General features: G+C 62.6%; 12 protein-coding genes. 9 read left to right on the top strand and 3 right to left on the bottom strand.

The annotated features are described in order from the left end of the window. The first annotated feature begins 13 nt into the window (after window positions 1–13). On the top strand, window positions 14–1,288 hold the full coding sequence (locus tag QMK22_RS02880; protein WP_283496131.1) for a MurT ligase domain-containing protein: 1,275 nt from the start codon (window positions 14–16) through the stop codon (window positions 1,286–1,288). Further along, a complete protein-coding gene (locus QMK22_RS02875; RefSeq protein WP_283496130.1) occupies window positions 1,289–2,047 on the top strand; it encodes a type 1 glutamine amidotransferase in 759 nt (252 codons plus the stop codon). Window positions 2,048–2,161: 114 nt separating this feature from the next. On the opposite strand, the gene QMK22_RS02870 is transcribed toward QMK22_RS02875, so the two are convergent. Further along, complete coding sequence (locus QMK22_RS02870) at window positions 2,162–2,398, bottom strand: DUF7455 domain-containing protein (RefSeq protein ID WP_283496129.1); 237 nt, start codon at window positions 2,396–2,398, stop codon at window positions 2,162–2,164. Window positions 2,399–2,580: 182 nt separating this feature from the next. Here QMK22_RS02870 and QMK22_RS02865 point away from each other — a divergent pair, with 182 nt between their 5' ends. Continuing rightward, window positions 2,581–4,659, top strand: coding sequence for a DNA gyrase/topoisomerase IV subunit B (locus QMK22_RS02865; RefSeq protein ID WP_283496128.1), 2,079 nt, complete (start codon window positions 2,581–2,583; stop codon window positions 4,657–4,659). A gap of 46 nt (window positions 4,660–4,705) precedes the next feature. Here QMK22_RS02865 and QMK22_RS02860 read toward each other — a convergent pair whose 3' ends face one another. After that, window positions 4,706–7,195: a DNA gyrase/topoisomerase IV subunit A gene (locus QMK22_RS02860; protein ID WP_283496127.1), complete on the bottom strand. Its 2,490-nt coding sequence runs from the start codon at window positions 7,193–7,195 to the stop codon at window positions 4,706–4,708. A gap of 123 nt (window positions 7,196–7,318) precedes the next feature. Between QMK22_RS02860 and QMK22_RS02855 the strand changes: the two genes are divergently transcribed. Next, the gene (locus QMK22_RS02855; RefSeq protein ID WP_283496126.1) at window positions 7,319–8,464 is read left to right on the top strand and encodes an alkaline phosphatase family protein; all 1,146 of its coding nucleotides are present in this window, start codon (window positions 7,319–7,321) and stop codon (window positions 8,462–8,464) included. Window positions 8,465–8,532: 68 nt separating this feature from the next. Here the strand turns inward: QMK22_RS02855 and QMK22_RS02850 are convergent, their stop codons facing one another. Beyond that, complete coding sequence (locus QMK22_RS02850; RefSeq protein ID WP_283496125.1) at window positions 8,533–9,126, bottom strand: DUF3043 domain-containing protein; 594 nt, start codon at window positions 9,124–9,126, stop codon at window positions 8,533–8,535. Window positions 9,127–9,248: 122 nt separating this feature from the next. On the opposite strand from QMK22_RS02850, the gene QMK22_RS02845 reads away from it, so the two are divergent. The 5 genes from QMK22_RS02845 to ctaF all read left to right on the top strand — a co-directional run bounded on the left by QMK22_RS02845 (window position 9,249) and on the right by ctaF (window position 14,519). Further along, on the top strand, window positions 9,249–10,658 hold the full coding sequence (locus QMK22_RS02845; protein ID WP_283496457.1) for a dipeptidase: 1,410 nt from the start codon (window positions 9,249–9,251) through the stop codon (window positions 10,656–10,658). 155 nt (window positions 10,659–10,813) lie between these two features. After that, complete coding sequence (locus QMK22_RS02840; RefSeq protein WP_283496124.1) at window positions 10,814–11,212, top strand: HesB/IscA family protein; 399 nt, start codon at window positions 10,814–10,816, stop codon at window positions 11,210–11,212. Between the two features lie 259 nt (window positions 11,213–11,471). Then, window positions 11,472–12,362 (top strand): aa3-type cytochrome oxidase subunit II, encoded by an 891-nt coding sequence (ctaC, locus tag QMK22_RS02835; RefSeq protein ID WP_283496123.1) that lies wholly within the window; start codon window positions 11,472–11,474, stop codon window positions 12,360–12,362. 3 nt (window positions 12,363–12,365) lie between these two features. Then, a complete protein-coding gene (ctaD, locus tag QMK22_RS02830; protein WP_283496122.1) occupies window positions 12,366–14,096 on the top strand; it encodes an aa3-type cytochrome oxidase subunit I in 1,731 nt (576 codons plus the stop codon). After that, entirely contained in the window at window positions 14,097–14,519 is a 423-nt protein-coding gene (gene ctaF / locus QMK22_RS02825) for an aa3-type cytochrome oxidase subunit IV (protein ID WP_283496121.1), read from the top strand. It begins immediately after the preceding gene. The last annotated feature ends 39 nt before the right edge of the window (window positions 14,520–14,558 follow it).

The following is a 14,558-nucleotide window of genomic DNA, read 5'->3' as shown; positions in this document are numbered from 1 at the left end:
CGAAGCAGGTTTTGTGAGCTCCCTGCGGTATGCCCCCGCGATTCTGATCGGTCGAGTCGTTCGGGTGCTGGCCCGATGGCGCAAGCCGGGTGGTGGCTCTGCCATCCCCGGCGTCGTGGTGAACCGCATCGCCCCAGGGTTTCTCGCCACCACCCTCAATGGCTTCCCCCTTGGGCTGGTGATCGTGACGGGATCGAGCGGTAAGTCGACGACGACGAAAATGCTCGTCGGTGTGTTGCGCGCCCACGGCCTGGCCGTGTTCACCAACCAGTCGACGGCCAACATCAGCCAAGGGCTGACCAGTGCGCTTTTGGAGCAGGTCACCCTGTCCGGGCGGATCGCCGGGGACGTAGCCGTTCTCGAGATGGATGAAGGCCACGGCGCGTTCATTGCCGGGTCTTTGTCCCCGCGGGTGGTCTCCCTCACCAACGTGATGGTCGACCAAATCGACCGGTTCCACGACTCTGAAATGGTGGCGGGTCTGCTCGCGAAAATTGCCGCGCGCGCCACGGAGACCGTTGTACTCAATGCCGACGACCGCTACCTGGCCGATCTGGGCGATGCGTTGGAATCGACCGTTCAGGTCGACCGTTACGGCGTGACCGCCGATGTTCTCCGCAGGTATCCCCGCGGACTCGGTTACGCCCAGACGGCTCCGACCCGCCTGGCGACTGGTACGGGTGTGCAACTCACCAACATCGTCGGCCGAGACGCAGACGTGCAATTTGTCGGGGGCAACCACGGTATCCGGCTGCCCGCCCGCGGCATCCACTATGCCGTTGACGCTCTCACCGCTCTCAGCACAGCGCAGGCGACACTTGGAGAGCGGTTTGATCCGACCCTGGCCTGCACCGCGCTGTCGGCCATGCCGGCCGTTTTCGGCCGCGGCGAAGTCGTGACCGTGGGCGGCAAAACCATCGAATTCGTCCTCGTGCAGAACCCGTCGAGCTTTCAACTCAACGTTGACAGCCTCGAGGCCAACACCGAGCAAATTCTGGTGATCATCGGATCCGACGTGCGTGATCCCTCGTATTTCTGGCCGGTGGACACCTCCGGTCTTGGCCACGTGCTCATCGCGTCGGGGCTCAAAGCGCACGATATCGCCCTGCAGCTCGCCTATGACAACGTTCAGGTCGACCGGATCGAGCCGGATGTCCCGACCGCGCTCGACGCGTTCATGGCGCTGCCCGATCCCGCAACCGGGGTGAAAACTATCATCTTTTCCGCCGACGGCATGCGACGCACGCGCGCGCACCTCGGCCTCGTCTCCAACGCTGAGGAATCGTAAATGACCGCCACCTCGCTTCAGCGGCCCTTCACGGTCGTGTCGATCCTGCCCCGCCTGCTCGACACCAACGGTGACGCCGGCAATGCGCGGGTGCTCGCTCAACGCATTCGCTGGAGTGGCCATGATGCGCGGGTCGTCGACGTGCACTCGACGGCAGATCTTCCCGAGCACGTCGACGCCGTGGCGATCGGATCCGGAACGGATGCTGCGCTGGTGAGCGCTCGAGACGGGCTCCGCAGCCTGGTTGAGGAACTACGGATCTGGTCGAACTCCGGCGTACCCGTTCTGGCTGTCGGCACCGGTTGGGAATTGCTCAGCTGGGGCATCGATCTCGCGGACGGCACCGTCGTTGAGGGCCTCGGACTCGTCGCCGGCCACGCTGTACCACGGACGACTCGGGCCACGGACGACATCATGGTCGCTTCGAAGTATGGGCGGCTGGTCGGATTTGAGAACCATGCCCGCGACTATGTCGGCGCCGAAGCCAGTCCGCTCGGGCGCGTGCTGCACGGCACGGGGAACGGCGAACGAGAATCCGGTCCGCAGATTGAAGGACTGACCATGGGTGAAGTGTTCTGCACGCACCTGCACGGCCCGGTGCTCGCGCGCAACCCGACCTTGGCCGACCATCTTTTGGGTGCGGCCTTCACCCGCCACGGTCTGGAGTATTCGCGTGGCCCGGTGGCAGCATCCGTTGATGAGACCGCACAGGCCGCCCGCAACCTCGTGGCCGTGCGCCTGGGGCAACCTGTTGAATAGCCCGGGAGCTGCACCGCCGAAAGGCACCGTTAAATGAGAGAGCCGCGCAGGCCGCCGACCGAAGTCAACTGCCTGCGCGGCATTCGTTCGAGCTTGACTCGAACACTGCGCTAGCTAGGAACGCTGGTCTTCGAGCAACCGGCTCGATTCGTCGTGCCAGCTCTCGGCAATGCTCGCGAGCTTTTCTTGGTGCTTACGGCCGTGGTGAGCGCAGAACAGCAGTTCGCTGTTCTTGACGACAACACGAATGTAAGCCTGGGCGCCGCAAGCGTCGCAGCGGTCGGCTGCGGTGAGCTGGTGGGGGGCGCCCTGGTTGTCTGTGGCACCATTTTCGGTGGCGATCTGGGACATATTCTCCTCCTCCAGACTGAATTGCATGAACCCTTGTCACTAATGTAAGCACAGGAGCGACCGTTGACGAGGTGAACAGCCCGTATTTCGCTCACCGCGTAGCCGTGTTCGACCGGTCGGGGATCGTGACCGGAGAGTCCGAGGCAAAAGATAGCCGATCGGGGCCGGTATTCTTGGTTGTTGTGAGCTCTGACTATTCCGCGCGCCACCTGTCGGTCCTTGAGGGACTGGAGGCAGTGCGCAAACGCCCCGGCATGTATATCGGTTCCACCGACTCGCGTGGGCTGATGCACTGCCTGTGGGAAATCATCGACAACTCCGTCGATGAAGCGCTCGGCGGTTTCGGTACCTCGATCAACATTGAGCTCCACCCCGACCACAGCGTGGAGGTACGCGACACCGCCCGCGGTATCCCGGTAGACATCGAGCCCAAAACCGGTCTGACCGGTGTTGAGGTCGTGTTCACGAAGCTGCACGCCGGCGGAAAATTCGGCAGCGGCTCATACGCTGCATCGGGCGGTTTGCACGGCGTGGGAGCATCCGTCGTGAATGCTCTGTCCGAACGACTCGACGTTGAGGTTGATCGTGACGGCAAGACCTGGGCCATGTCGTTCCACCGCGGCGAGCCTGGGCTGTTTGCGGATACGGGGGAGAAGAGCCCCGATGCGCCCTTCACTCCGTTTGAGAACCAGAGCGAGCTGCGGGTGATCGGCAAGGTCAAGCGCGGTGTGACGGGAACCCGGATCCGCTATTGGGCGGACCGCCAAATCTTTACCAAGGGTGCATCGTTCCAGACGGACGAAGTGCTCGGCCGTGCCCGCCAAACTGCTTTCCTCGTTCCCGGGCTGGCGATCGAAGTGGCCGATCGACGCACGGACGAGCCGGTAACGAGCCTGTTCCAGTTCGATGGTGGAATTTCCGAATTCGTTGAGCATCTCGCCACGGATGCGCCGATCACCGACACCTGGCGGCTGACCGGCAACGGAACGTTCAGCGAGACCGTGCCGGTGCTCACCGCAACGGGCGCCATGGTGCCAACCGAGCTTGTGCGCGATTGCCAGGTCGATATCGCCCTGCGTTGGGGTACCGGCTACGACACCATCGTGCAAAGCTTCGTCAATATCATCGCCACCCCCAAAGGCGGTACCCATCAGGCCGGCTTCGACGCCGGGCTGCTCAAGTTTCTGCGCGCCCAGGTAGACCTGAACGCCCGTCGTTTGAAGGTCGGCAGCGACAAGCTCGACAAGGACGATGTGATGGCCGGTCTCACCGCCGTACTTACCGTGCGCCTGCCCGAACCACAATTCGAAGGCCAGACCAAGGAGGTGCTGGGCACCCCGGCTGTGCGAGCGATCGTGGCCAACGTCGTGGCCAAGGCGATGGCCGAACGGTATGCCTCGCCGAAGCGTGACGACAAGACACAAGCAGCGCTCCTGCTTGACAAGATCGTCGCCGAAATGAAATCGCGCATCTCGGCCCGGGCGCACAAGGAAACCCAACGACGAAAGAATGCCCTGGAGAGCTCCTCTCTGCCCGCGAAGCTCGTGGACTGCCGCAGCAACGACGTGTCGACGAGCGAATTGTTCATCGTCGAGGGGGACTCGGCCCTGGGCACCGCCAAGCTCGCACGCGACAGCGAACACCAGGCGCTCCTGCCGATTCGCGGCAAGATTCTCAACGTGCAAAAGGCATCCGTTGCCGACATGCTGTCCAATACCGAGTGCGCCTCGATCATCCAGGTGATCGGTGCCGGCTCCGGCCGCAGTTTTGACCTCTCAGCGGCGCGCTACGGCAAGGTCATCATCATGAGCGACGCCGACGTTGACGGCGCCCACATTCGCACCCTGCTCCTCACCCTCTTTTTTCGCTACATGCGACCGATGATTACCGAAGGCCGCGTCTTTGCCGCCGTTCCGCCGCTGCACCGGGTTGTTGTCATGAATCCCGGCAGCAAGCCCAACGAGACCATTTACACCTATTCGGAGACGGAACTGCACTCGGTGCTGAGCGCACTGGAGAAGAAGAACCGGCGCTACCAAGACCCGATCCAGCGGTACAAGGGCCTCGGAGAAATGGATGCTGACCAACTGGCCACGACGACGATGGAACGGGCACACCGCACGCTTCGACGGGTGCGCGTCGACGACGCCGAGTCTGCCGGTAAGGTGTTCGAACTGCTGATGGGCAATGATGTCGCCCCACGCAAAGAGTTCATCATCAGCAGTTCCGACACCCTTTCGCGCGACCGGATCGACGTCTAGCTCGGGCCTTCCCCGGCTTCCCCTCGTTGCCTCCCAAGTTGTCGGGTTAGATTTCGGTACCGATGGCGCCGATGAAAGCGTCGAGCATCACCCCGGATGCGTCCCGGCGCGACCCCGACTCCGGCAGGGGGCGCGGAGAACCATCGGGGGCAACGGCACGGGCCGGAGCACGACCCACCCAGGCCACGGCCAGGGTGTCCTCGCCCTTCAGGAAACGCTGGGCGCGCACGCCACCGGTCGCCCGCCCCTTGGCAGGGTATTCGGAGTATTCGCTCTGCTTGGCGCTGCCAGGGTCGGTTCCGGGCAGGGTCTGGCTACTCGCCGCCACCGTGGCAACAACGGCCGTCGCGGAGTCCTCGACCGAGAGGCTCGTGAAGAATACGACGGATTCGCCCGGTGTCAGCTTGATCCCGGCCATACCGCCGGCGGCTCGGCCCTGCGGGCGCACGCCCGCGGCGGAGAATCGTAGCAATTGGGCATCCGACGTGATGAAGACGAGGTCGTCATCCTCTCCGCCCTGCACCGTGCCGACCACCTCGTCCTTGGGCTTGAGTGCGATGATCTCGAAGTCAGGCTTGTTGGCCCAGTCATTCGGGGTGACCCGTTTGACGACACCCTGGCGGGTACCCAGAGCGATCGCCCGTTCGGAGTCGAGCGAGACGATCGCGAGCACGCGCTCTTTTTTGTCCGCCAGCACGAGATATTCATTGATACGCACGCCGGCCGCCAGCTGAATGGACGTCGGCGGCATCACCGGCAGATCCACGGGGGAGAAGCGGATGAGCCGGCCGCGGTTGGTCACCGCACCAACCTCGGTACGACTGGTCGTGTCGAGCGTGGAGAGCACGGCATCGTGTTTGCTGCGTCGCTGCGGTGGCTGGATGCGCGGCGGAGCGGCGTCGTCGACGGCGACCAGATCGACGCGGGCAATGCGCCCCGTAACGCTCAGAAAGACGCGGGTCGGTATATCCTGCACTTCAAGCACCGCGGCCTGGCGTTTGGCGGCAGCTGCCGACAGGCCGGCGATACTAGGTTTGGCCTCGGTGAGGACCGTGCGGCGCGGGGTACCGAACTTCTCGGCCACCGCGCCTAATTCCTCGGACACGAGCGTACGGATCGCGGCTTTCGACGACAGCAGCTTCTCCAGCTTGGCGATCTCAGCGAGGAGCTGGTCGCGTTCGGCTTCGAGTTCGATGCGGGAAAATTTGGTCAGGCGGCGTAGCCGCAGTTCGAGGATGTACTCCGCCTGGATCTGACTCAGGTCGAACACGTCGATGAGTTTGGCTCTGGCTTGCTCGGTATCGTCACTCGCCCGAATGACCTGGATGACCTCGTCGATGTCGAGAATAGCCACGAGCAGCCCGAGGACGAGGTGCAACCGTTCTTTGCGCCGGGCCAGCCGATAGGCCGAACGACGGGTGACGACCTCGATGCGGTGGTTGACGTAGACGTGAAGCAATTCGAGCAGGCCGAGTGTCTGCGGGGCGCCTTTAACGAGGGCGACAGCGTTGATATTGAAGGAGTCCTCGAGCGGGGTATATCGGAAGAGCTGTTCCAGCACAGCGTCGGGACTGAACCCGGTCTTGATGCCGATGACTAGGCGTAGGCCCTTGGTGCGGTCGGTGAGGTCGGTGACATCAGAGATGCCACTGAGCTTCTTGGAGTTGACGCCGTCCTTGATCTTTTCGATCACCTTTTCCGGGCCGACCAGATAGGGAAGTTCCGTCACGACGAGTCCGGTCTTACGGGCGCTGATGGCCTCGACCGAGACGCGAGCCCGGGTCTTGAAACTGCCGCGCCCGGTGCTGTAGGCGTCCTTGATGCCGGCCAGACCCACGATGGTGCCCCCGGTGGGCAAATCCGGGCCGGGTACGAACTCCATCAGGTCGTCGAGGCTCGCGTTCGGGTGAGCCAGCAAGTGTCGGGCGGCCCCGACGACTTCGATCAGGTTGTGCGGAGCCATATTCGTCGCCATACCGACGGCGATACCGCTCGTGCCGTTGACGAGCAAATTAGGGTACGCGGCCGGCAACACGTCCGGCTGGGTGAGCTGGTTGTCGTAATTGGGCACGAAATCGACGACGTCTTCGTCGAGATTCTCGGTCATCGCCAGAGCGGGAGCCGCCAGGCGCGCTTCGGTGTACCGGGGTGCGGCCGGCCCATCGTCGAGAGAACCGAAGTTTCCATGCCCATCGATCAGGGGCACCCGCAACGAGAACGACTGGGCCATGCGCACGAGGGCGTCATAAATCGCGGTGTCACCGTGCGGGTGGAGCTTGCCCATCACTTCACCAACAACACGGGCGCTCTTAACATGACCTTTGTCGGGGCGCAGCCCCATTTCACTCATCTGGTACAGGATGCGACGCTGCACGGGTTTCAGGCCGTCCCTGGCGTCTGGCAGGGCGCGCGAGTAAATCACCGAATAGGCGTACTCGAGAAAAGATCCCTGCATCTCCACCGACACGTCGACATCTTCGATGCGCTCGGTGTTGGCGATACTGGCGGCTGGCATGGTGCTGTCTGAGCGGCTCATTGGCGAATTCTGCTTCAAGCGTGCCACGGTGGCCGATCGAACCGACTACCGCTGCACTACGTAGGGAGCGCTCTCGGGAGCGCTGGAGGGCGCGGGTTCGTCCCTGTGAAAGAATGAGACCCGATGCCCACCATGCTACCGGCCCGCCAATTCAGTGCCCTGCGCCTTGCCGATGTTCTCACGAGTTCCCTCGATGCCGTCTGCGCCCGGCCGAATCCGCTGGGACTGCCCGCGGCGCACAAGGCGGTCGTGATTCTCGCCGACGGTCTCGGCGTCAGTTCGATTCGGGCGCGCGCCGGACATGCCCGGTTCTTGTCTACCCGCCTCAATAAGTCCAGCATCATCGACGGGGTCTTTCCGGCCACGACGGCTGCCGGGATCGCAACGCTGACCACCGGCGTCGAACCGGGCCAGCACGGCCTGGTCGGCTACCAGGTGCTCGATTCGGCTCGCGATCGGGTGGTGAACCAGCTCACCGGCTGGGATGACGGCATGCAGCCGGCCACCTGGCAACGAGCACGCACCGTGTTCGACCGGGCCGCCGACGAGCGGGTTCCGAGTTTTGCTATCGGCCCGAAACGATTCGTGGCCTCAGGTTTCACACAGGCCGTTTTGCGTGGTGCCCGGTATGTTGCCGCGGAGAAGGTCGCTGACCGATTTGATGCCGCGCGCCGCATCCTCGATGACAACCCGACCGCGCTGATTTACCTCTACGTGGCCGAGCTCGACGTCGCCGCGCACGCTCACGGATGGGAGTCCGATCGGTGGCTTGCCGAGCTCGAGAACCTCGACTCCGAGGTCTCTCGGTTTGCGGCCACGCTTCGGTCAGACGAAGGCCTGCTGCTCACTGCCGATCATGGCGTAATCGATGTTCCGAACACCAAACACGTCTTGTTCGACACCGAGCCCGCACTGGTTGCGGGCGTGCGCCACGTTGCGGGCGACCCGCGCTGCGTGCAGCTCTATCTTGAGCCGGCGCAGACCACGGTATCCGCTGACACGCTCGCGGCTGCATGGCGGGCCTCGCAGGGGGACCGAGCCTGGGTCTACACCCGCGCTGAGGCCGTTGCAGCCGGTCTGTACGGACGAGTCGCCGACGAGGTCTTACCGCGGATCGGCGATGTGATCGTGGCGGCCCGCAAATCGATCGCCTACTACGATTCCCGACCGGCGAACCAGAAGGCCCGCGGCATGATCGGCCAGCACGGCTCCCTCACCGATGAGGAGCTACGGGTTCCTCTGATCCGCGCGGGCGCGTTTGCCAGATAGCTCGCCCTAACCGACCGGCACGGCGCGGGAACACGCGCCGTGCGGCTTCGAGCGATGGATCCGAGCGATCAGACCGGGTACTGGCGGCGCTTGACCTGCGGCTTCGGCAGGCGCATGGGACGCAGCTGCAGGGCGCGCATGGCCGCATACCAGCGGATGCGCTCGGCCTTGTCGGAGCCGAACTTGGCTTCGAGCTTCTTCGTCAGAATGAAACCGAGCACGACGGAGTCGATGACGGCGAGAATAAAGAAGCCCCAGAGTCCGAAGATGGCGTACACGTCCACGCTGGGAATGGTCGTGAGCAGAATAACCAGGAACATGACCGGGATCATCAACTCGCCGACGTTGAACCGGGCATCGACGTAATCACGGGCATATCGTTTCTGCGGGCCACGTTCACGCATCGGAAGGTATTTGTCGACACCCGCGGCCATTCCGGCCCGGGCCACGTCGCGCGCTGCACTCGACTTGGCACGCGCCTGCTTCGCGGCGAGCTTGCGGTCATCGGGAACCAGCGGGCGCTTGTTCGCCGCTTCCTGCTGCTTGCGAGTGGGGGTCGCCTGACCCTTGCCCGCGTTGTGGGAAAGACCCAGGCGCGCTGCGGTCTCGTCGGAACTTTCAATCGACGGCTGTGCGTCGGGGTTTACGGGAGGCTTGGCCACATCAAATCCTTGCAATTGGGTGCCTTAAGATTACCCGTATGACTGGTAACCCACAGACAAATTCTCAGCCCCTTGGCTCGACGGCCGGCTCGGCCATGGATTCGAGCAGCGATTCAAACTCCATGGCCGCGGGCAGCGGTACGGAGTCGGTGACCCGAACCGCCATCGGCACCGCGGTCGAACGCGGCCTCCCGAGCACAATCGCGGACCTCTGCGCGCTAGTGCGCATCCCCTCCGTGTCTTGGGCCGCCTTCAATCGCGAGCAGGTCGCAGCCAGCGCCGACGCCGTCGCCCGGCTTGTTCGCGACCTGAATGTCTTTGATTCGGTGCAAGTCGTGCAGGCCGGTATTCCCGGCAGCACGGAACTGGGCCAGCCGGCCATTCTGGCATCGCGCCCCGCGCGGAACGGCCGCCCGACGGTGCTGCTGTACGCCCACCACGATGTGCAGCCGCCCGGGAAGACTGAGGATTGGGAGTCGGATCCGTTCACCCCGACCGTGCGCGGCGACCGGCTCTATGGGCGCGGGGCCGCCGATGACAAGGCGGGTGTCATGGCGCACGTCGCTTCGGTTCGCGCACTCGTGGCCGCCGTCGGGACGGACTTTGACCTGGGGCTCGCGTTCTTCATCGAGGGCGAGGAGGAATTCGGCAGCCGATCCTTCGCGACCTTCCTCGACGAGAATCGTGAGGCTCTGCGCGCTGACGTGATCGTTGTTGCCGATTCCAACAACTGGGACATTCACACGCCGGCCATCACCACGGCCCTGCGCGGAAACGTCACCCTGCGACTCACGGTTCGTACCCTAGCGCACGCCTCGCACTCCGGAATGTTCGGGGGAGCGGTACCCGATGCCATGCTCGCGACGATCAAATTGCTGGCCTCTCTTTACAACGACGATGGTTCCGTCGCCGTATCGGGCCTCACCAGCATTGACGTCCCCACTCCGGACTATTCCGAGGAACAGTTGCGCGCAGAAACGGGCCTGTTGCCGGGAGTCGCCCCAATCGGCCACGGCTCCATCCTCAGTCGTATCTGGTCGCAACCGGCACTCACCGTGACCGGTATCGACGCACCGACCGTGGACAACGCGTCAAACACCCTGACTCCGGCTGTAACCGTTCGGATCAGCACTCGCATCGCCCCCGGCCAGAGCGCGGTCCAAGCCGCCGCGGCACTCCAAACGCACCTGCGCGAGCAGGCACCGTTTGGTGCGCAGGTTGAGATCGACGATGTGGACACGGGTGAGCCGTTCCTGGTGGACACCAGCGGATGGGCCGTGACCGAAGCACGGCAAGCCATGACGGATGCTTGGGGCGTGCCACCCGTCGATATCGGTGTCGGTGGGTCGATCCCGTTCATTGCCGATCTGGTGCGCGTCTTTCCGAGCGCCCAGATTCTGGTCACCGGAGTGGAAGACCCCGATTCTCGGGCACACAGCCCGAATGAATCTCTGCACCTCGGCGTGTTCAAGCGTGCGGTTCTAAGCGAGGCGTTTCTGCTCGGCAGCCTGAACGAACGCGCGGGCTACTAAGCCCGCCGAATGCTCAGCACCGCGCACAAGAAAATATGAGAGCGTGGGAATGCGCCCGTCGACTTTCTGGTTGTCGTTGGTAGAATTTATGAGATCACAATTTTATGAGATCGCAATTGTGCGTGACAGCGTGCGTGCGTGAATCGAGGAGAAGCATGACCGACACCGTGACCGAAACCGTGACTGAACCCGTCAGTGCTGTTGACACCGCTACCGTTCCGACCGCAGCCCACGGCGTCGGACTTACCGAAGTAGCCGCGCTCAAAGTCCGCAGCTTGTTGGCGCAGGAAGGACGCGAGGACCTCCGTCTGCGGGTGGCCGTCCAGCCCGGTGGCTGCTCCGGCTTGATCTACCAGCTGTACTTCGACGAGCGAGTACTCGACGGCGACGCGCTCGTCGACTTCGATGGCGTCGCAGTAGTTGTCGACAAGATGAGCGTGCCGTACCTCGATGGCGCCTCGATCAACTTCGAGGACACCATCGAAAAGCAGGGCTTCACCATCGACAATCCCAACGCCGGCGGCAGTTGCGCCTGTGGAGATTCTTTCCACTAGTCGCTCGCGATCGGCCCAGCAACGATGTTTGTTGGGCATTGTCGGCGGGGACATCATCAGTTCGATGACGTCCCCGCCGTTTTTTTATGCTCAGATTGTTCCCGATTCGCACGGATTTGCCCCGTTAACAGGGCTGACGGCGCACAAATTGTCTGCCACGCCACCCGCAGTGCACTTCGTGCGCGCTCTCGCGGAGTAGGCTAGGAATCGATCAAAACGCTTCCTGAGAAGTGTCCTCGAATCTCCCGAAAGGTCCCCGGTGCGCAATAACCACCGCCTTCGTTGGGCTGCCATTCCGCTCGCAGCGACGTTAGCCGTTGTACTGGCCGGATGCACGCAAGCCCAGCTCCACGGTTTCCTGCCCGGCTTTGAAGAAGAGGGCGAAACGGCGGTGACAAACCAGACCGACCGTATCGCCGGACTCTGGACCACCTCCTGGATCGTCCTCCTCATCGTCGGCCTCATCACGTGGGGCCTCATCATCTGGACGATCGTCGTCTATCGACGTCGTAAGGGTCAGACCGGACTCCCCGTTCAGCTGCGGTACAACATGCCGATTGAGATCTTCTACACGGTCGTTCCGCTGATTCTGGTCATTGGCTTCTTCGCCTTCACTGTGCGCGACCAGGTCGCCTTGGAAACTCGCTATGACAATCCAGACGTGACGATCGAAGTGCAGGCCAAGCAGTGGGCGTGGGACTTCAACTATGTCGACGAAGACGTGTACTCGCCCGGAATTCAGGGACAGCCTGATCCCGATGGTGCCACCGGATCCCTCGTTGAGTCCGAAATTCCCGTTCTCGTACTTCCGGTTGACAAGACCGTTGAAATCAAACTGGAATCTCGCGACGTCATCCACTCCTTCTGGGTCATCGACTTCCTCTACAAGAAGGACGTCATCCCGGGAAAGACCAATTACATGTCGGTCACCCCGCAGCGCATCGGAACCTATGCGGGCAAGTGTGCCGAGCTCTGCGGTGAGTACCACTCGCTCATGCTGTTCAACGTCAAGGTCGTCTCTCAGGCTGACTACGAAACGTACGTACAGTCTCTGCGCACCGCGGGCAACGTCGGTCAGCTCGACAACGAGTATGACCGCAATCAGAATCAGCCGGGCACGAGTGCCCCGACGGCTCCGGAGGGCAACTAAGCCATGAGTACGACCATCGCACCCGCCCCGTCGCACCCGGTAGCACCGGTATCGACCTCGGCCGAACGCAAAGGCAATGTCCTCGTTCGGTGGATAACTTCCACCGACCACAAGGTCATCGGGTACATGTACCTGATCACCTCGTTCCTGTACTTCTGCCTCGGCGGGGTCATGGCACTGATCATTCGTGCTCAGCTGTTCGCCCCGGGCCTTGACGTCGTGTCGACGAAAGAGCAGTACAACCAGCTCTTCACGATGCACGGCACGATCATGCTCTTGATGTTCGCAACGCCGCTCTTCTTCGGCTTCGCCAACTTTCTGGTTCCGCTCCAGATTGGTGCACCCGACGTTGCCTTCCCGCGGCTGAACGCCCTCGCTTACTGGTTCTTCAACTTCGGCAGCCTCATCGCCGTTTCCGGATTCCTCACCCCGCAGGGCGCGGCATCCTTCGGATGGTTCGCCTACCAGCCGCTGGCCAGCACCACATTCTCACCGGGAATCGGTGGCAACCTGTGGATGGTTGGTCTGGGTCTGTCCGGGTTCGGGACCATTCTCGGTTCCGTCAACTTCATCACGACCATCATCACCATGCGCGCCCCGGGCATGACGATGTGGCGGATGCCCATCTTCACCTGGAACTCACTCATCACGTCGCTGCTCGCCCTCATGGTTTTTCCGGTTCTGGCCGCCGCCATGCTCGCCGCTGCTTCCGACCGCATCTTCGGCTCGCACATTTATGATCCGGCCAACGGTGGTGCCATTCTCTGGCAACACTTGTTCTGGTTCTTCGGGCACCCCGAGGTATACATCATCGCCTTGCCGTTCTTCGGCATCGTCTCCGAGGTCTTCCCGGTCTTCAGCCGGAAGCCGATGTTCGGGTACAAGACCCTGGTGTACGCGACCATCTCGATCGCCGCTCTCTCAGTATCGGTCTGGGCGCACCACATGTACGTCACCGGTTCAGTGCTGCTGCCGTTCTTCTCGCTCATGACCATGCTGATCGCGGTGCCCACCGGGGTGAAAATCTTCAACTGGATCGGCACCATGTGGCGAGGGTCCATCACCTTCGAAACCCCCATGATCTGGGCTATCGGTTTCCTCGTCACGTTCACCTTCGGTGGTCTGACCGGTGTCATCCTCGCCTCGCCGCCGCTCGACTTCCACGTATCCGACACCTACTTCGTCGTCGCGCACTTCCACTACGTCGTGTTCGGCACCGTGGTCTTCGCCATGTTCAGTGGTTTCTACTTCTGGTGGCCCAAGTGGACCGGAAAGATGCTCAACGAGAGCCTCGGCAAGTGGCACTTCTGGTTACTCTTCATCGGCTTCCACACCACCTTCCTCATTCAGCACTGGCTGGGCGTCATGGGCATGCCGCGTCGGTACGCCACCTACTCACCGGAAGACGGCTTCACCTGGATGAACCAGGTATCGACGATCGGCTCCATGATCCTCGCCGTATCGATGATTCCGTTCTTCCTCAACGTCTACATCACAGCACGCAAGGCGCCGCTGGTTACCGTGAACGACCCGTGGGGTTACGGTTCGTCGCTCGAGTGGGCGACGTCGTGCCCGCCGCCGCGACACAACTTCACTTCCATCCCGCGGATCCGCTCCGAGCGTCCGGCCTTCGACCTGAACCACCCCGAAGCCGGCCTTCCCGTTGGCATCGGCCCGGGCAAGGATGCGCCCGACGCTGCGGTCTACGACATCGATTCGAATCAGGTTAAGTAAATGAAGACCAACGTCAACATTCTCTGGGTCCTCACCGTCTTCTTCGGGATCGTAACGGTCGGTTACGTTTCGTGGAATCTACTTGACCCTGACCACGGAAAGGTGGAATGGGCTGGCACGTTCATGCTGGCTCTATCCACGCTGCTCGTGGCGTTCATCGCCTTCTACCTCGACAAGGTGCATGCCGCTCAGGGCGCAGAACTTCCCGAGGACAGCCTCGATGGCAACATCGACGACGGAGACCCGGAAATGGGCTTCTTCAGCCCGTGGAGCTGGTGGCCGATCTTTCTGGCTGCCGCGACAGCACTGCTCTTCCTCGGCCTCGCCGTGGGATTCTGGGTCTGCTTCATCGGTCTGGGACTTGGACTCGTAGCCCTCACCGGCTGGGTCTACGAGTACTATCGGGGTCTGTTCGCCCGCTAACGACCAACACCGTCGATACCGATCTTCCCCAAGGGCAGG

Origin of the sequence: Cryobacterium sp. PH29-G1, assembly GCF_030063365.1 — a bacterium.
GTDB lineage: Bacteria > Actinomycetota > Actinomycetes > Actinomycetales > Microbacteriaceae > Cryobacterium.
Note: the sequence above shows the minus strand (reverse complement) of the source record. Positions and strands in the feature narration are given on the sequence as shown.